The sequence below is a fragment of the Acidimicrobiales bacterium genome (assembly GCA_025455885.1).
In the GTDB taxonomy this organism is placed as follows: Bacteria; Actinomycetota; Acidimicrobiia; order Acidimicrobiales; family Acidimicrobilacustridaceae; genus Rhabdothermincola_A.
The window spans coordinates 18213-35706 of record JALOLR010000021.1 but is presented as its reverse complement, the minus strand read 5'-3'; the positions used below and the strand labels follow the sequence as shown (position 1 = coordinate 35706).

Here is a 17494-nt window from a genome sequence, read left to right as displayed (position 1 = left end):
ACACCACCAGGATCGCCCCGTCGACCTGGGCCGCACCGGTGATCATGTTCTTGATGTAGTCGGCGTGGCCGGGCATGTCGACGTGGGCGTAGTGACGGTCCCCCGTCTCGTACTCCACGTGGGCGATGTTGATCGTGATGCCCCGCTCACGCTCCTCGGGTGCCTTGTCGATGTTCGCGAATCGCCGCCGTCAGCGTCGTCTTGCCGTGGTCGATGTGGCCCATCGTCCCGACGTTCGCATGGGGCTTGGTCCGCTCGAACTTCTCACGCGCCATCGTGCTGTCTCCTGGGTGCCTTTCGCAGGTGCTGCGGGATGCCCGACCGGGGGCCCAGACGGGTTGGTGTCGGCGGTCGGACTCGAACCGACGACCACTCGATTATGAGCCGAGTGCTCTAACCATCTGAGCTACGCCGACGAGACCCCGACGGGGCCGAGCCTCGCCGGAGGGAGCCCCCTGACAGAATCGAACTGTCGACCTTTTCCTTACCATGGAAACGCTCTGCCGACTGAGCTAAGGGGGCGCGCCTGGCGCACGAGACGCCGGGCACAGGGCGACCACTATGCCACGGCCCCCCCTTGCTCCCCAACTCCGCCCCCGGCGACCCTCAAGGCGGTTCCCGGACCGGTCGAGAACCGAGAGGTGAGGTTGACGCGCGTGGTGCTCGAGTCCGACGGGAGGGCCTTCCGGCTCGACCTCCACCCCCGTTTCGCGGTCGTCTCGGGCCTCGAGCCCGCCGAGCGCAGGAGCCTCACCCAGGCCCTCGTCACCGCGATCGGGCCAGGGCGCCGCGGCCTGCACCTCGAGGTCCGCGCCGACGACGACCGCCACCTCGCCGTCTTCCGGCCGCCGGGCCGTCCCGCCCGGGTCGTCGACGTCGACCACGCCGTCGACGTCACCGCGACCTTCGCCGACGTCGACGGCCGCCCCGACCTCGCGGCGAGCTGCGGCGTCGTCCGCGGCGAGGCCACGAAGCGGATGGTGCTGGGGCCCGACGACCTGGAGAGCCGGTCGTCGGTGGAGGACCGCGTCGCCACCCTCGCCCGCCTCGACCAGGCCCGGCTGTGGGAGGTGGCCGACAAGGTCAACGAACGTGCCCACGAGCTCGCCGAGGTGGCCGGCGACGTCGACGACCTCGACCCCGGCCTCGTGGCCACGGTCGACGACCGCCACCGCGCCTTCGAGGCCGCGCAGGCCGAGCAGCAGCGCCGCCAACGCGTGTGGCTGCTCTTCGGCGCCAACGCCGCCCTGCTCGCCCTTCCGGTGGCCGCACTCGTCGGATGGTGGCTGGCCGTCCCCCTGCTGATCCTGGCCGGCGTCATGACGGCGTGGTCCGCTCGGCAGTGGCAGGTGGTCGAACAGGCCCGCCGCGCCGAGCAGGAGGCCCTCGACGAGGCCGGCGCGGGGTCGTTCATGGCGTTCCAGATCGCCAGGGTCGAGCGGGTGATGGGCTCGGAGAGCCGTCGCCGCCAGATGACCGACGCCGCCGCCGCGCACCGGGCCGCGCTCGCCGAGTGGGGGCTGCTCGCGGGCACCATCGAGGTGGAGTGGGCCCTCGCCCATCGCAACGAGGTCCGTGACGCCGCCGCGGCGCGACGGCGCTCCGAGGACCGCAGCCCCATGGCAGCGGTTCGGCCGGCGGTCGACGAGGCCGCCGCCGAAGCGCTCACGCGCCTGCGGGCCAACCTCGGGATCCGCTCGGTCGGCAGGCCGACCTCGGAGTCCCTGCCGCTCATCTGCGACGACCCGCTGGTCGACCTCGATCCGGCCGCCAAGCCGGCGATGCTCGAGGAGCTCGTCGAGGCGTCCCGCTCCCGGCAGGTGATCTTCCTCACCGGCGACCCCGACATCGCGGCGTGGAGCCGCGTCGAGGCCCTCACCGGAGAGGTCGGGCTGGTGGAGGGCGCGCCGGTACGGTGAGGCGGTGCTGCTCCGCCTCGCCCGACTCGGGGACGCCCAGGCCATCCTCGACATCTACAACGCCGAGGTCCTCGGCTCGACGGTCACCTTCGACCTGCGCCCCCGCACGCTGGAGGAGCAACAGCAGTGGCTCCGCGACCGGTCGGGGGCCCTCGCGGTGGTGGTCGCCGAGGAGGACGACGAGGTGGTGGGGTTCGCCTCGCTGTCCGTGTACCGGGACCGTCCCGCCTACAGCACCACCGTCGAGGACTCGGTCTACGTGCGCGACGACCGGCGCGGCACCGGGCTCGGCCGGGCGCTGCTGACCGAGATCGTCGACGTCGCCACCGCCCAGGGCTTCCACACCGTGATGGCCAGGATCGTCGGGCACCACACCGCGTCCATCGAGATGCACCGCCGGGTCGGGTTCGACGTCGTGGGTGTGGAGCGCGAGGTCGGCCGCAAGTTCGGGAACTGGCTCGACGTCGTGGTGATGCAGCGGATGCTCGGGCCCGTCGACGCCGGTTTCGAGCCCGGGGCGCCACGTCGCTAGAGTTCCCCCGCTGGGTCGGTGCCCGAGTGGCCAAAGGGAACGGGCTGTAAACCCGTCGGTTCTGCCTTCGATGGTTCGAATCCATCCCGGCCCACCAGCTCCGGCCCCATGGCCGGGTGATGTCGACCGCCCCCCGGGGCGGTCGATGCGCGCCGGGCCTCCGGTCGCGGTAGACAACGGGACATGCCGAGCTTCGACATCGTCTCCGAGGTGGACCTCCAGGAGGTCCGCAACGCCGTCGACCAGGCCGCCCGAGAGGTGGCCACGCGGTTCGACTTCAAGAACACCGGCTCGTCGATCGAGCTGAACGGGACCGAGATCGAGATGCGGTCGGCGAGCTCCGACCGCCTCAACGCCCTGCGCCAGGTGCTCGAGGAGAAGCTCGTCAAGCGCAAGGTCTCGCTCAAGGGCATCGAGCACGGCAAGGTCGAGGACGCCGCCGGGGGGACGGTGCGCCAGGTCTCGACGCTGTCGGCGGGGATCAGCTCCGACAAGGCCCGGGAAGTCAACAAGGCCATCAAGGCGCTCGGGCTCAAGGGCGTGCAGTCCCAGACCCAGGGCGACCAGGTCCGGGTCACCGGCAAGAAGCGCGACGACCTCCAGTCGGTGATCGCCGCCCTGAAGGACGCCGACCTCGGCATCCCGTTGCAGTTCGAGAACTTCCGCGATTGACGGCGCCCTCGTCGGCTGCGCCTCCTCGGAACGCGATGCGCCTCGGTCGCTGGCGCTTCCCCTCGCCGCCTGACCCCGGGGGGTCTGGGGATGCGGGGCGTTGCCCCCGCAGAACGGCCGCCGGAGGCTCTCCCCCGGGGATGCGGGGGCCTTGGCCCCCGCAGATCGGCCGCCGGAGGGTCCCCCCCCCCCGGGGGTGCGGGGGCGTTGCCCCCGCAGTACGGCCGCAGGAGGGTTCCCCTCCGAGGACCGTGAGTGCCGAGCGGAGCGAGGCTCCACCGAACTCGGGCCGAAAGGTCTCCTTTCGGCCCGAAACTCAGTCGTAGTAGCCGGAGTGGATGTAGACGCAGGGGACGCCCTCGGTGTGGAACATGTGGACGTTGCGGCGGTCGTCCTCGAAGGCCAGCCGCAGGTCGAAGCCGTAGTCCCGGAGCTCACCGACGGTGCGCTGCTTGTAGGACCGGCTCGACCAGTGGTCGTCCCAGTCGCGCATCACGAGCAGGTCCCAGCGCAGGTCGTAGCGCTTCAGCCACCCGACGGTCTGGGGCCGGACCCTCCCCGGCCGGGCGGTGAGCAGCACCACGTGGAGGTCGGGGTCGAGCACGTCGAGGAGGCGGGCCACCTCGGCGATCAGCTCGTCCTCACCGCAGGCCTCGAAGAAGGCCTCCCAGTCGCGGAACGGGCGGTCGAGGTAGTGCTGGCGGGTGGAGGCGTCGGAGAGCACCCCGTCCATGTCGAACACCACCGCGGGCCCGGGCGGGACCCGACCGTCGCGCCACTGCCAGTTGTCGGGCTCGCGGAACGTCACGTCCCCAGCATGGCCCGGGTTCACCCGGCCGCGGCGCGGATCGACTCGACCACGCCGGCGTCGGCCAGCGTGGTGGTGTCACCGAGGTCGCGCCCCTCGGCGACGTCACGCAGCAGCCGGCGCATGATCTTGCCGCTCCGGGTCTTCGGCAGGTCGGGGACGACGATCACCCGTTGCGGGCGCGCCGTCGGGCCGATCCTCACGGCCACGTGCTGGCGGATCTGCTCCACCAGGTCGTCGGTCGGCTCGGCGGAGCCCCGCAGGATGACGTAGCCGACGATGGCCTGCCCGGTGATCGGGTCCTCGGCGCCCACGACGGCCGCCTCCGCCACCGCAGGGTGGTCGACGAGGGCGCTCTCGACCTCGGTCGTCGACACCCGGTGGCCCGACACGTTCATCACGTCGTCGACGCGCCCGAGGAGCCAGAGGTACCCGTCGTCGTCGACCTTGCAGCCGTCGCCCGCGAAGTAGCGGCCCGGGAACCGGCTCCAGTAGGTCTCCCGGAACCGGTCCGGATCGCCCCAGATGCCGCGCAGCATGCCCGGCCAGGGGCGGTCGATGGTCAGGTACCCGCCGCCGGCGGTCACCGGTTCGCCGTGGTCGTCGACCACGCCGATGCTGATGCCCGGGAGCGGGAGGGTGGCCGAGCCCGGCTTGAGGGTCGTCACCCCGGGGAGCGGGCTGACCATCTGCGCCCCGGTCTCGGTCTGCCACCAGGTGTCGACGATCGGGCACCGACCACCCCCGACGTGGGTGTGGTACCACATCCACGCCTCGGGGTTGATGGGCTCGCCCACGGTCCCCAGGAGGCGCAGCGACGAGAGGTCGTGGCCCTCGAGCTCGCCCTCGCCCCACTTCATGAACATCCGGATGGCGGTGGGGGCGGTGTAGAGATGGGTGACCCCGTAGCGCTCGACGATCGACCAGAGCCGGTCGCGGCCCGGCGTGTCGGGGGTGCCCTCGTAGATGACGGAGGTCGCGGCGTTGGCCAGCGGCCCGTAGACGATGTAGCTGTGGCCGGTGACCCACCCGATGTCGGCGCCGCACCAGTACACGTCGGTCTCGGGTCGCAGGTCGAACACGTAGCGGTGGGTGAACGTGGCCTGGGTGAGGTAGCCCCCGGTGGTGTGCATGATGCCCTTGGGCTTGGCCGTGGTGCCCGAGGTGTACAGCAGGTAGAGCAGGTCCTCGCTGCCCATCGCGACGGGTTCACACACCGGGTCGGCGGCAGGGACCACCTCGTGGTACCAGTGGTCGCGGCCCTCGACCATGGTGACGTCACCACCCGTGCGGCGCACCACCACCACGTCGGTCACGGTCGGGCAGCTCGGCAGGGCGATGTCGACGTTGGGCTTGAGCGGCGACGGCGCCCCCCGGCGGTGGCCCCCGTCGGCGGTGACCACGACCTTGCACCCCCCGTCGTTCACCCGGTCGACGATCGAGTCGGGCGAGAAGCCGCCGAAGATCACCGAGTGCGCGGCCCCGATGCGGGTGCAGGCCAGCATGGCCACGGGGAGCTCGGGGATCATCGGCATGTAGATGGCGACGCGGTCGCCCTTCTCGACGCCGAGCGACCGCAAGACGTTGGCGACGCGCTGCACCTCGCCCAGCAGGTCGGCGTAGGTGATGGTGCGGGTGTCCCCGGGTTCGCCCTCCCAGTGGAACGCGACCCGGTCGCCGAGCCCGGCGTCGACGTGACGGTCGAGGCAGTTGACCGAGACGTTGAGCTCGCCGCCGACGAACCAGCGGGCGTCGGGGAGGTCCCACTCGAGGACGGTCGAGAAGTCCGTGGACCAGGTCAGCAGCTCCCTGGCCTGGCGCGCCCAGAACGCCTCGACATCGGCGGCGGCCTCACGATGGAGGCGGTCGTCCGTGACGAGGGCCTTCGCCACGAAGTCCGGCGGAGGCGGGAACCGGCGCTCCTCGGAGTAGTAGTCCTCGATCGTCGGATCGCCCACGGCGGCCCACCCCTCTCGCGTCGTCTCCGGCCGGGACACTAGTGGGCCGTCCCCTCGGCCCGGCCGGCCGGTGTCAGGGATCGACGGTCCACCGCAGCACGCCGAAGGCTCCCAGGCCGGCGGGATCGAGCAGGGCCTCGGCCTCCCTGATCCGGCTGCGGCCGCGCACCGCCTCGAGGTCACCGAGATGGGCCCGCTCGGCCCACGTGCGCCGGCCCTCCTCCACGAGCTCGTCGATCCCGTGGGCAAGGAGGAAGTCACGCTGGGTCACCACCGACGCGCCGGGCTGGCGCCGGAGGAGCTGGTCGACAGCGACGTCCGCGGTGATGTCCTGGCTGCCGGGCTCGGCGAGCGGGTGGCTCCCCCGCTCGTGGCCCCGGAACGTCCGGAGCCACCCGAGGTCGTCGACCAGGGCGAGCCGCTGATCGGTGACCAGGTAGTCGAGGACCACCACGAAGCCGGCGTCGAGGTGGCGGCGCACCTCGCCCACCCACGCCGCGGCCGCCGCCTGGTGCGGTACCCACACCCCGGCCGCCACACCCTCGAGGGTCGCGGCGGCGTCGGCGACCGGGCGGGCGACGACCGTCGCCACGAAGTCACCGTGGTCGCCCGACCCGACCCGGAGCTCCTCGACCCCACCGTCGGTACCGGCCCTGACCACGTCGAAGGCCACGTTGTCGAGCAGCTCGTTGGCGAGCACGACGCCGGTGAAGCCCGGCGGCGGGAGCGCTCCCGAGGACACCGTGACCGGTCCCGCCCCCGCACGGGGTCGGACGACCAGGTCGACGGGGACGTCGACTCCCAGCTCACCGGCGAAGCCCCTCAGGTGCTCGGCGTGCCGCCGCCGTTGGCGCTCCGAACGCTCGACCATCACGTACACCAGCGCCGGCGTGCACCGCGGCTCGGCGCGGGTGACCGTGCGGGCCAGGGTGCCGAGACCGGCCCCGACGTCGGCGACGACGAACGGGTCGGGGCGTCCGAGCTCCTCCCACCACCGGTCGAGCGCCCGGGCCAGCACCGCCCCGAAGAGGGGCCCCACCTCGACGCTGGTCAGGAAGTCGCCGCGACCCCCCGCCCGGCCCCCGGAGGCGAAGAACCCGTCGTCCGGGTCGTAGAGCGCGGCGTCCATGAACGCCGAGAAGGCCAGCGGGCCCTCGTCGGCGATGCGGCGGCGGAGGCGCTCGGCCAGCGGGACCGCGGCAGGCACCACGGACGCCGGTGGATCAGCCGCCGAGGCCGAGCAGCGTGACGGAGTCGGTGAAGCGGGTGAAGACCGCGGGGAACACCCCGATGACGATGGTGAGCACCGCGGTGAGCACGACGGCGGCCGCCAGGGAGGCCGGGACCTTGATCGGCGTGCGGTCCCCGTCGGGCGCCTCGTCCATCCACATCACCCGCATGAGCCGCCCGTAGTAGGCGAAGGCGATCACCGAGTTCACGGCGACGAACACCGCGAGGGAGTACCCGGCGAGGTTGTCGGCGCTGACCAGCGAACGGAAGATCTCCAGCTTGCCGAACCACCCCGCGGCGGGCGGGATGCCGGCCAGCGCGAACAGAAACAGCGTCATGGCGACGGTCAGGCCCGGGGCGTAGGAGAACAGGCCGCCGAAGCTGGACAGCTCCGCCGAACGTGTCTTGCGGGCCACGGCGATGACGACGGCGAAGGCGCCGAGGTTCATGCTGGCGTAGATGAGCAGGTACACCACGATCGCCTGCAGCGACTGGGTGCCGACGTCGCCGTTGGCGCCGGCCACGGCCAGCGGGGCGAGGATGTACCCCGCCTGGGCGATGCCGGAGTAGGCCAGCATGCGCACGACGTTGGTCTGGCGCAGCGCGACGAGGTTGCCGATGGTCATGGTGAGCACGGCCAGCACCCACAGCAGGGGCCCGTAGACGTCCTCGCGGCCGTAGAAGCCCACGAAGACGAGGGCCATGAGCCCGACGAAGCCGGCGGCCTTGGTGGCCACGGCGAAGAAGGCCGTGACCGGGGTCGGGGCCCCCTCGTAGGTGTCGGGCGCCCACGAGTGGAACGGGACCGCCGAGACCTTGAAGGCGAAGCCGATCACGACGAAGACGATGGCCAGCGTCACGAGGGGGGCGGTGTCGGCCGACCCGTCGACGACCTCACCGATGTCGGCCAGGATCGTGGAGCCGGTGAGGCCGTACAGCAACGACATCCCGTAGAGCAGGATCGCGGAGGCGAACACACCCATCAGGTAGTACTTCAGGCCCGCCTCGTTGCCCTTGACGTCGCGCTTGCGCCAGGACGCCAGCATGTAGGCGGGGATGGAGAGCATCTCGAGGGCCACGAAGAGGCTGATGAGGTCCCGGCTCGACGCCATGAACATCATGCCGACCACCGAGCCCACGACGAGCATGTAGTACTCGCTCTCCCAGTAGTCGCCCTCGGCGATGTAGTTGGTGGAGAGCAGGATGACCACGTAGGCCGACAGGACGAACAACGCCTTCAGCACCAGGGCGAAGTCGTCCACCACGTAGGCGCCGCCGAACATGACCCGGTCGGTGCCGTCCATGGCGAGGGTGACGATGGGGACGAGGGCCAGGAGCAGGCCGATCCCGGACAGCGACGACACGGTCCAGCGGGCGTCCTCGCCCGTGAAGGCGTCGACCAGCAGCACCACGCAGACCGTCGCCACGACGATGATCTCGGGCGCGAGGGCGTGCAGGTCGACCGCGGGGGTCTCCCAGGCGAGGACGGCCAGCTGGGCGAGCACGGGTCAGATCCCGAAGGCCGACATCGTGGTGACGATGGCCGGGTCGGTGACCTTGAAGATCAGGTTGGGCACGATGCCGAGCACGACGATCAACACCACGAACGGGGTCCAGGCCAGGTACTCGGTGAGCGTCATGTCCTTGATCTCGGGGTTGTCGGCGAACTCCTCCTTGGGCGTGCCGAACGCGACCCGCTGGTACATCCACAACAGGTAGGCGGCCGCCAGCACGGTGCCGAGGGCGGCGACCACCATGTAGACCCGGAACAGGCCGACGTTGAGATCGGCGCCCGGGTTGTAGGCGGCCAGGATCGCCGGGAACTCGCCCCAGAACCCGGCCAGGCCGGGGAGGCCGAGCGAGGCCATCGCCGAGAGACCGAGGATCCAGCCCATCCGGGGGGCCTGCTTCAACATGCCTCCCAGGCGGGAGATGTCGAGGGTGTGGTAGCGGTCCTTGGCCGAGCCCGCCACGAAGAAGAGCATCCCGGTGATGAGGCCGTGGGCGACCATGCCGAAGATGGCGGCGTTGATGCCGATGTCGGTCAGCGTGGCGATGCCGAGCATCACGAAGCCCATGTGGGCGACCGAGGAGAAGGCGATGAGCCGTTTCATGTCGGTCTGGGCGAGGCAGCACAGCGCGCCGTAGATGATGCCGATCACCGCCAACAGCCCGATGAAGGGCGCCCAGCGCTCGGCCGCCTCGGGCAGGATCGGCAGGGCGATCCGCACGAAGCCGTAGGTGCCGAGCTTCAGGAGCACGGCGGCGAGGATGACCGAACCCACGGTGGGCGCCTGGGTGTGGGCGTCGGGCAGCCACGAGTGGAACGGGAAGATGGGGACCTTGATGCCGAACCCCATGAACATGCCGCCGAAGATCCACAGTGCCGCACCGATCGAGATCCCCTGCGCCAGGTCGGGCAGGAGGATCATCGAGAACGAGTGCATCATCTCGCCGTCGACCATCACCTCGTCGGACAGGAAGTACAGCGCCAGGAAGCTGACGATCATCAGCGCCGACCCGAACAGGGTGTAGAGGAAGAACTTCATCGACGCGTACTGGCGCTTCTCGCCGCCCCAGACGCCGATCATGAAGTACATCGGGAGCAGGACGACCTCGAAGAACACGAAGAACAGGATCAGGTCCTGCGCGACGAACGTCCCGATCATCCCGGTCTCGAGGATGAGGATGAGGATGAGGAAGGCCTTGGGGTTGCGCGGCTCGGGGAAGTGGTTCCACGAGTAGACGATGCACAGCGGCACGACCAGCATCGTGAGGGCGATGAGCGGGAGGGAGATCCCGTCCATGCCGACGATGTAGCGGCTGTTGATGACCGGGATCCAGGCCTTGTCGACCAGGAACTGCAGCCCGCCGTCGCTGTAGTCGAACTCGGTGAACAGGGCGACGCCCACGCCGGCCACCACGAGGCTCGTGACGAGGGCCACGATCTTGTGGAGCTCCTCTTCCCTCTTCGGGATCACGAGCATCACGGCGGCGCCGACCAGCGGCAGGAACACCGCCAGGCTGAGGCCCCAGTCGTTCAAGAAGTCGTTCATCGGCTTGACGTTTCCCTGCTTCTCAGAGGACGAACACGAACACGCCGGCGAGCACGGTTGCCCCGGCGAAGAGGATGGCGCCGTACTGCTGGACCTTGCCGGTCTGCAGACGACGCAGGATCTGACCGGACTCCTCGGACACGGTCCCGGAACCGTTGACGAGGCCGTCGACGGCGAACTGGTCGATGTTGCGGTACACGATGACGGCCGCCCGCCGGAAGACGGCGGCGACCCCGTTGACGACCCCGTCGATGACGTGCTGGTTGACCCAGTCGGCGCCCCGGGCGAGAGGCCCCTTGACCCCGCCGGCGATCACGTCGGTGTAGAGGTGGTCGAGGTAGTACTTGTTCTCCAGGAACGTGTAGCCGCCGGCGGCCCACCGGTTGCGGCTGGTGAGCCCGTGGGGCCCGAGGTTCTTCGCGTAGTAGGCGTAGGCGACGTAGAGACCGGTGATGCCGAGGACCGTGGACAGGATGGCGATCCACGGCGTGAACGAGGCGTGCGAGATGGTCGGGAAGGCGAAGCTCGGCTCGACGTAGTGCTCGAAGCGGACGACCGCTCCCTCGGTGAGCTCGAGGCCGAAGAACGACCTGGGGAAGTTGAGGAAGCCGATGAAGACCGCGAGCCCGGCGAGGACGACGAGCGGGACGGTCATGACCCGGGGGGACTCGTGGGGGGTCCCGTGGCCCCGGTATTCGCCGCGGAAGGTCATCCAGTAGGCCCGCCCCATGTAGGCGGCGGTCATGAACGCGGTGACGAGGCCCATGACCAGCATCACCGTGTAGGGGTTGCCCTGGCCGGCGTTGGCGCCCGCCAGGATCTCGTCCTTCGACCAGAACCCGGCGAACGGGAAGATGCCGATGAGGGCGAGCGAGGCGATGACGAACGTGATGTGGGTCGTCTTCATGTGCGTGCGCAGCCCGCCCATCTTGCGCATGTCGAAGGTGTGGTGGGCGGCGTGGCTCACCGACCCGGCCCCGAGGAACAGGCAGGCCTTGAAGATGGCGTGGGTGAACAGGTGGAACACGCCGGCGGTCCAGGCGCCCACACCGAGCGCCATGACCATGTAGCCGAGCTGAGAGATCGTCGAGTAGGCCAGCACCTTCTTGATGTCGTACTGCACGAAGGCGAGGACGCCGCCGATGATCGTGGTGATCCCCCCGATCAGCGCGACGTAGTGCATGGAGCTCGAGCCGATCGCCAGGCCCGTCCAGAAGGCCGGGAACAACCGGGCGATCAGGTAGACGCCGGCGACGACCATCGTGGCGGCGTGGATGAGCGCCGACACCGGGGTGGGGCCGGCCATCGCGTCTGGGAGCCAGGTGTGGAGCGGGAACTGCCCCGACTTCGACGTGACGCCCGCGAAGAGGCAGAGGCACCCGACGAGGAGCAGGGTCGTGTTGGCGCCCGGCGACAGTGCGTACTCGTTGATGTGGAGGACCCCGAAGCTGGTGGCCCCCGCCGCGAAGAAGGTGATGATGACGCCGAGGATGAGCCCGACGTCGCCGACGCGGTTCGTGAAGAAGGCTTTCAGGGCGGCGTCGCTGTTCTTCTTCTCCTCCCACCAGTGCCCGATGAGGGCGAACGAGCAGAGGCCGACCAGCTCCCAGCCGACCAGCATCTGGAGGGTGTTCGAGCTGACGACGTAGAAGAGCATCGACGCCGTGAACAGCGAGAGGAACGCGTAGTAGTGCGTGTAGCGGACGTCGCCGCGCAGGTACTCGGTGGAGTAGATGTGGACCAACAGGGAGATGAGCGTGACGGTGAAGAGCATCATCGCCGTCAGACCGTCGACGAGGGTTCCTGCGTCGAACTCGATCTCACCGAACGTGAACCACGGCACCGAGGTCACGACCGGCGGGACCGCCTCCTCCTCCTTGCCCTCGGCGCCGGCGGCCAGCTCCGTGGCACCGGCGGCGGCCTCGGTCGGGCCCGCGGCGACCTCACCGTCGCCGGGAGCGACCGCGGCGACGGGGACGAGCGCCTCCTCCTCTCCGCCGGGCTGCACCTCTTCGGTGCCCTCGCCGACCTCCGGGGGGTGGTTGACCCGATCGATCCACTGGCCCGCCACGACCAGCGACAGCACGAAGCAGATGCCCACCGCACCGATGCCGATGCCGGAGGTGGCCCGCGTGCCGAGGCGCTTGCCGACGAACAGGATGATCAGGAACGACGCCGCCATGACGGCGGGGAGGATCCAGACCTTGTCGAGGAGATTGGGGATCACGACGACGTCAGCCCTTCAACAGGTCCAGCTCGGAGACATCGATGCTCTGGCGGTTGCGGTAGATCATCAAGACGATGGCGAGGCCCACGCCCACCTCGGCGGCGGCGATGGCGATCACGAAGAGCGCGAACACCTGACCGGACATGTTGGCGACGTCCCCGGCGTGCCACATCGCACCGAAGGCCACGAGGTTGATGTTGACGGCGTTCAGGATCAGCTCGATGGACATCAGGATCAGCACGCCGTTGCGACGCGCCAGGACCCCGTAGACGCCGATGCAGAAGAGGATCGCCCCGAGGATGAGGAACTGGTTGACGAACACGGCTCAGTCCCTCCTGGCCAGGACGATGGCGCCGATGAGCGCGACCAGCAGGAGCACGGAGATCACCAGGAACGGCAGCAGGAAGGTCGAGAAGATCGAATCGCTCACCTGCGCGGTGCGCTGGACGGCGATGTCGCCGAACTCGCGGTCGCGGAAGCCGTCCCAGAGGGCGTAGCTCAGCACCCCGAGGAGGGCCACCCCGATCACCCCGGCGGTGACCTTGGCCGGGGTCGGGTTGTCGAGGTCCTCGTCGAGCCCCGTACGGGCCCGGGTGAGCATGATGCCGAACAGGAAGAGCACGATCACCGCGCCGAGGTAGACGAGCACCTGGGTGACGGCGACGAACTCGGCGGCGAGCAGGATGTACTGGGCCGCCACGCCCGACAGGACCAGGACGAGCCACAGCGCGGCGTGCACGAGGTTCCGGCAGGTGACGACGCGGACCGCGCCGAACACCATCAGCGCGGCGATCACGTAGAACGCGATGTTCTGGGCGACGAGGAGGGCGAGCACTAGCGGGGGACCTTCTTGACCTTCGCCTCCGACCCGGCCTCGTACTCCGGGAAGTCGGGGACGGTCTGCATCCACTGCCCCAGCCGGGTCTTGTCGTGGAGCAGGTCGGCGATGCGGACCTCGGAGTACTCGTACTCCGGGCTCCAGAAGAGGGCATCGAAGGGGCACACCTCGACGCAGATCCCGCAGTACATGCACAGCGAGAAGTCGATGTCGAAGCGGTCGAGGGCGTTCTTCTGGCGAGGCTTGCCCCCCTCGCGGCGGGGCGGGGCGAGGTACTTGTGGGCCTCGATGAAGATGCACCAGTCAGGGCACTCGCGTGCGCAGAGCATGCAGGCGGTGCAGTTGTCCTCCTGGAGGGTGATGACGCCGCGGGCCCGGGGCGCCGGCACCTCCTTCTCGTGGGGGTACTGCGTCGTCTGCGGGCCGTCCTTCAGGGTCGTGACCATCTCACCGAACGTCACGCCGAGACCCTTGATGAGGCCGGGGACCTTGGGCATCAGAACACCACCTTGAACACGCCGGTGACCATGAGGTTCACGAGGGCGACGGGGATGAGGACCTTCCAGGCGAAGGACTGCAGCTGGTCCTCGCGGAACCGCGGGTACGTGAAGCGCACCCAGAAGATGATGAACGAGACCAGCATGACCTTCGCGAACAGCACGATCGGTCCGAGCACCCAGTAGAGGTCGCTGTCGGTGCTGAGCCAGGGGACCGCCCACCCGCCGAGGAAGAGGACGGAGGCGATGGCGGCGAAGGCGAAGGCGGTGGCGAACTCGGCGAGGAAGAACAGGAGGAACCGGAACCCCGAGTACTCGACCTGGTAGCCGCTGACGATCTCGGACTCGGCGACGGGCATGTCGAACGGGGGCTGGGTGAGCTCGGCCTGGACGGCGGCGATGAAGATCACGAAGGCCACGAACTGCGTGAGGATGAACGGGTTGCCGATGCCGCCCCACCCGAAGATCTCGCCGCTGTTCTGGGCCTCCACGATGCCGTTCATGCTCAGCGTCCCGGCCTGGATGACGACGCCGACCACGGCGAGCACGAGGGGGAGCTCGTAGGCGATGAGCTGCCCCGCGGCGCGCAGGGCGCCGATCAGGGAGTACTTGTTGGCCGACGCCCAGCCGGCCATGAGCACACCGATGACCGACAGCGAGGCGACGGCCAGCACGAAGTAGATGCCGAGGTCGAGGTCGGCGACCACCAGGTTCGGCGAGGCGGGGATGGCGACGTAGAGCAGGAACGTCGAGACCAGCACCACCACCGGTGCGGCGCGGAAGACGAAGCGGTCGGCCCCCTCGGGCATGAGGTCCTCCTTCTGGAGGAACTTGGCCCCGTCGGCGACGAGCTGGAGCAGACCGCGCGGGCCGGCTTCCTGGGGGCCCATGCGGCTCTGCATCCAGCTCATGACCTTGAACAGGAAGACCATGCCGAGGATGAGCGCCGTGGTCGGCACGACGGCGGTGACGACGACGACCTTGATGAGCGTCGACAGCCAGTAGGGCGGGTCGAAGGAGGCGAGGACGGCGATCATCGGTCGATGTCACCGAGGATGAAGTACAGGCTCCCGAGGATGGCCACGAGGTCGGGGACGTAGACGCCCTTGGCGACCCACGGCACGACCGAGATGTTGTTGAACGACGGCGTGCGGATCTTCACCCGGAACGGCACGAGGTCGCCCTTCGACACGACGTAGTAGCCCATCGCGCCGAGCGGGTTCTCGGTCTCCACGTACGCCTCGCCCTCGGGGACCTTGATGATGCGGGGCACCTTCGCCATGACCGGCCCGGACGGGATGGTGTCGAGGAGCTGGTCGACGATGAGGGTGGCCTCGCGGGTCTCCTGGAGCCGGACCCACGTGCGTGAGAAGCAGTCACCGTCGGGGTGGGTCCAGACCTGCCAGTCGACGTCGTCGTAGGCGAGGCCCGGCGGGCAGGCGTCGCGGCGGATGTCCCAGTCGACGCCCGAGCCGCGCAGGTTGGCGCCGGACAGGCCGTAGGAGAGGGCCACGTCGGGGGGGATCACCCCGATGCCGCGGGTCCGGGCCTGGAAGATCTCGTTGCCGACCATCAGCGTCTCGGTCTCGTCGCACAGGTCGCGCAGCTTGGCCATGGCCCGCTTGGTGTCGGCGATCCAGCCCTTCGGCAGATCGTCCTTCAGGCCGCCGATGCGGTCGAAGTTGGGGTGGAAGCGCCCACCGGTCGCGGACTCGATCTGGTTGAGCACGTGCTCGCGGTCGCGGAAGGCGTAGAACCCCATGGTCAGGGCACCGAGCTGGAGACCGAAGTCGCCGAGGAACAGCGAGATGTTGGCGATGCGGGCGAGCTCGAAGAGGATGGTGCGGATGTGGCGGGCCCGGGGTGGGGCCTCCACCTCCATCAGCTTCTCGGCGGCGAGGATGAACGGCACCTCGTTGGCGAAGCTCCCCAGCCAGTCGATGCGGTTCACCAGCGCCGTGACCTGGGGGTACGTACGGACCTCGGTGAGCTTTTCGTAGCCGCGGTGCATGTAGCCCGGGACCGGCTCGGCGGAGATGATCTGCTCGCCGTCGAGCTTGGCGACGATGCGCAGCGTGCCGTGGGTGGCGGGGTGCTGCGGGCCGAGGTTGAGGGTCATGCCCTCGGTCTCGAGGTCGATGTTGACCCGGGCGTCGGCGGCCCGGGCGGCGATGAAGGCCATCTGGTCGCGCTCGCTGATGGCGGTCACTCGCCGTCCCCTTCCTCGTCGTCGTCGCTGCCGGGCATGGGCTCGACGTCGACGATCCCCGGCCAGGGGCGGACGCGTCGGCTCAGCAGCGGGAAGTCCTTGCGCAGGGGGTTCCCCTGGAAGTCGGCGGGCAGGTAGAGCTTGACCAGGTGGGGGTGGCCGATGAACTCGACCCCGAACATCTCGAAGCACTCGCGCTCGTGCCAGTTCGCGCCCCGGAAGTGGGGGGTCCAGGTGCCGACCCGGAGGTCGTCGTCGGGGAGGTCGGCTTTCAGGTGCACGCCGAGCCCGTCAGCGATCGAGAAGAGGCGCCCGATCACCTGGAACCGGGTCGCGCCCCCGGCGTAGCCCTGCTCCATCGGCCCGGGGTCCTTGGGCGCCGCGCCGCTGACGAGGAGGTCCTCCTGGGCGTCCATGTCGCGGCCGAAGGGGGACGGGAGCCAGTCGATGGCCGAGAGGTAGTCGAAGAACGTGAACCCCTTGGCCTTCAGCACCTCGGCGGCGGTGGGCCAGGCGTCGCGGTCGACCCGGACCCAGAGGTCGTCGAGGGGACGGATGTGGGAACCGACGACGGCGTCGCCGAGCTCGCCGACGAGCCACTCGAGGAGCGCGTCGCGGCGCTCGTCGACGACGGGGGCCTCGACGGCCTCCTCGGCCTCGGGCTCGACGGTGGTGTCAGCCGACGACAATGGGATCACCTCGCCAGCGCGCCGCCATGTCCTCGTTGGCGATGCGCTCCTGGAGCAGGACGATGCCCTCGAGGAGCGCTTCGGGCCGCGGCGGGCACCCCGGGACGTACACGTCGACGGGGATGAGCTGGTCGACGCCCTTGGTGACCGAGTAGCTGTCCCAGTACGGGCCGCCGCAGTTGGAGCAGGAGCCCATCGAGATGACGTACTTCGGGTCCGGCATCTGCTCGTAGAGCCGCAGGACCGCCGGCGAGAGCTTGTCGGTGACGGTCCCGGCGATGACGACGAGGTCGGCCTGGCGGGGGGTCGCCGGGAAGGGGATCACCCCGAGGCGCATGACGTCGTAGCGGGGGGACGCGAACGCCGCGCCCATCTCGATCGCGCAGCAGGCCAGGCCCCACTGGTAGGCCCAGATGGAGTACTTCCGGCTCAGGTTCAACAGCTTCGACACCGACTTCGGCATCCGACCGCTCTCGACTAGGCCCACTGGATCACCTTCTTGCGATAGGCGTGGAGCAGCCCGAGACCGAGGATCACGATGACGACGGCCATCGCCACCACTCCGAACCAGCCGTAGGTGTCGACCCGGGTGGCCCAGGGGAACACGAACACGGCCTCCACGTCGAAGACCACGAACATCAGGGCGAGGATGTAGTACCGGATCTGGCTCTGGGACCAACCCGAGCCGACGGCGTCGACACCGGACTCGTAGACCAGGTACTTCTGCTCCTGGGGCCGGCTCGGGCGGAGCAGCTTGCCGGCGCCGAGGATGAGGAGAGCGAGACCGACCCCGACACCCGCGAAGATGGCGACGGTCAGGTACTGCCGCAAGAAATCGGAGTACTCAGACATCGGCGGC

General features: G+C 69.5%; 17 protein-coding genes, 3 tRNA genes and 1 pseudogene. 4 read left to right on the top strand and 17 right to left on the bottom strand.

Going from position 1 to position 17494, the window contains the following annotated elements; all coding sequences use genetic code 11:
- From MUE36_14850 to MUE36_14840, 3 genes and pseudogenes are all read right to left on the bottom strand, one after another.
- Positions 1–275, bottom strand: a pseudogene (locus MUE36_14850) (GTP-binding protein).
- Between the two features lie 64 nt (positions 276–339).
- A tRNA-Met gene (locus MUE36_14845) sits at positions 340–416 on the bottom strand.
- Positions 417–449: 33 nt separating this feature from the next.
- A tRNA-Thr gene (locus tag MUE36_14840) sits at positions 450–522 on the bottom strand.
- 119 nt (positions 523–641) lie between these two features.
- Here MUE36_14840 and MUE36_14835 point away from each other — a divergent pair.
- From MUE36_14835 to MUE36_14820, 4 genes are all read left to right on the top strand, one after another.
- The gene (locus MUE36_14835; GenBank protein MCU0312208.1) at positions 642–1919 is read left to right on the top strand and encodes a hypothetical protein; all 1278 of its coding nucleotides are present in this window, start codon (positions 642–644) and stop codon (positions 1917–1919) included.
- Between the two features lie 4 nt (positions 1920–1923).
- Entirely contained in the window at positions 1924–2451 is a 528-nt protein-coding gene (locus tag MUE36_14830) for an N-acetyltransferase family protein (protein ID MCU0312207.1), read from the top strand.
- 12 nt (positions 2452–2463) lie between these two features.
- Positions 2464–2548: transfer RNA gene (locus tag MUE36_14825), tRNA-Tyr, on the top strand.
- A gap of 86 nt (positions 2549–2634) precedes the next feature.
- Entirely contained in the window at positions 2635–3123 is a 489-nt protein-coding gene (locus tag MUE36_14820) for a YajQ family cyclic di-GMP-binding protein (protein MCU0312206.1), read from the top strand.
- 316 nt (positions 3124–3439) lie between these two features.
- On the opposite strand, the gene MUE36_14815 is transcribed toward MUE36_14820, so the two are convergent.
- The 14 genes from MUE36_14815 to ndhC form a co-directional block, all read right to left on the bottom strand.
- The gene (locus MUE36_14815; protein ID MCU0312205.1) at positions 3440–3931 is read right to left on the bottom strand and encodes a hypothetical protein; all 492 of its coding nucleotides are present in this window, start codon (positions 3929–3931) and stop codon (positions 3440–3442) included.
- Between the two features lie 20 nt (positions 3932–3951).
- The gene (acs, locus tag MUE36_14810; protein MCU0312204.1) at positions 3952–5889 is read right to left on the bottom strand and encodes an acetate--CoA ligase; all 1938 of its coding nucleotides are present in this window, start codon (positions 5887–5889) and stop codon (positions 3952–3954) included.
- 73 nt (positions 5890–5962) lie between these two features.
- Complete coding sequence (locus MUE36_14805) at positions 5963–7099, bottom strand: SAM-dependent methyltransferase (GenBank protein MCU0312203.1); 1137 nt, start codon at positions 7097–7099, stop codon at positions 5963–5965.
- A 13-nt stretch (positions 7100–7112) separates the two neighbouring features.
- Positions 7113–8624 carry an NADH-quinone oxidoreductase subunit N gene (locus tag MUE36_14800; GenBank protein ID MCU0312202.1) on the bottom strand — a complete coding sequence of 504 codons (1512 nt, stop codon included), beginning with the start codon at positions 8622–8624 and terminating at the stop codon, positions 7113–7115.
- Positions 8625–8627: 3 nt separating this feature from the next.
- Positions 8628–10175: an NADH-quinone oxidoreductase subunit M gene (locus MUE36_14795; protein ID MCU0312201.1), complete on the bottom strand. Its 1548-nt coding sequence runs from the start codon at positions 10173–10175 to the stop codon at positions 8628–8630.
- Positions 10176–10197: 22 nt separating this feature from the next.
- Positions 10198–12402, bottom strand: a complete 2205-nt coding sequence (nuoL, locus tag MUE36_14790) for an NADH-quinone oxidoreductase subunit L (protein ID MCU0312200.1) — start codon at positions 12400–12402, stop codon at positions 10198–10200.
- 7 nt (positions 12403–12409) lie between these two features.
- Complete coding sequence (gene nuoK, locus MUE36_14785; GenBank protein MCU0312199.1) at positions 12410–12724, bottom strand: NADH-quinone oxidoreductase subunit NuoK; 315 nt, start codon at positions 12722–12724, stop codon at positions 12410–12412.
- Between the two features lie 3 nt (positions 12725–12727).
- A complete protein-coding gene (locus MUE36_14780; GenBank protein MCU0312198.1) occupies positions 12728–13237 on the bottom strand; it encodes an NADH-quinone oxidoreductase subunit J in 510 nt (169 codons plus the stop codon).
- Positions 13237–13737: an NADH-quinone oxidoreductase subunit I gene (locus MUE36_14775; protein MCU0312197.1), complete on the bottom strand. Its 501-nt coding sequence runs from the start codon at positions 13735–13737 to the stop codon at positions 13237–13239. Before MUE36_14775 ends, MUE36_14780 begins: the two co-directional genes overlap by 1 nt.
- Positions 13737–14774: an NADH-quinone oxidoreductase subunit NuoH gene (gene nuoH / locus MUE36_14770; protein MCU0312196.1), complete on the bottom strand. Its 1038-nt coding sequence runs from the start codon at positions 14772–14774 to the stop codon at positions 13737–13739. Before nuoH ends, MUE36_14775 begins: the two co-directional genes overlap by 1 nt.
- Entirely contained in the window at positions 14771–15946 is a 1176-nt protein-coding gene (locus tag MUE36_14765; GenBank protein MCU0312195.1) for an NADH-quinone oxidoreductase subunit D 1, read from the bottom strand. The genes nuoH and MUE36_14765 overlap by 4 nt, the downstream gene beginning before the upstream one ends.
- On the bottom strand, positions 15943–16635 hold the full coding sequence (locus tag MUE36_14760) for an NADH-quinone oxidoreductase subunit C (protein MCU0312194.1): 693 nt from the start codon (positions 16633–16635) through the stop codon (positions 15943–15945). The genes MUE36_14765 and MUE36_14760 overlap by 4 nt, the downstream gene beginning before the upstream one ends.
- Entirely contained in the window at positions 16622–17098 is a 477-nt protein-coding gene (gene nuoB / locus MUE36_14755; GenBank protein MCU0312193.1) for an NADH-quinone oxidoreductase subunit NuoB, read from the bottom strand. Before nuoB ends, MUE36_14760 begins: the two co-directional genes overlap by 14 nt.
- 14 nt (positions 17099–17112) lie before the next feature.
- Positions 17113–17487, bottom strand: a complete 375-nt coding sequence (ndhC, locus tag MUE36_14750) for an NADH-quinone oxidoreductase subunit A (protein MCU0312192.1) — start codon at positions 17485–17487, stop codon at positions 17113–17115.
- Between the last annotated feature and the right edge of the window lie 7 nt (positions 17488–17494).

Bases quoted from the DNA above. Each gene is read 5' to 3' on its own strand.
- MUE36_14820 (MCU0312206.1), top strand. From the start codon at position 2,635: ATGCCGAGCTTCGACATCGTCTCCGAGGTGGACCTCCAGGAGGTCCGC.
- MUE36_14775 (MCU0312197.1), bottom strand. From the start codon at position 13,737: ATGCCCAAGGTCCCCGGCCTCATCAAGGGTCTCGGCGTGACGTTCGGT.
- ndhC (MCU0312192.1), bottom strand. From the start codon at position 17,487: ATGTCTGAGTACTCCGATTTCTTGCGGCAGTACCTGACCGTCGCCATC.
- nuoH (MCU0312196.1), bottom strand. From the start codon at position 14,774: ATGATCGCCGTCCTCGCCTCCTTCGACCCGCCCTACTGGCTGTCGACG.
- nuoB (MCU0312193.1), bottom strand. From the start codon at position 17,098: ATGCCGAAGTCGGTGTCGAAGCTGTTGAACCTGAGCCGGAAGTACTCC.
- MUE36_14795 (MCU0312201.1), bottom strand. From the start codon at position 10,175: ATGAACGACTTCTTGAACGACTGGGGCCTCAGCCTGGCGGTGTTCCTG.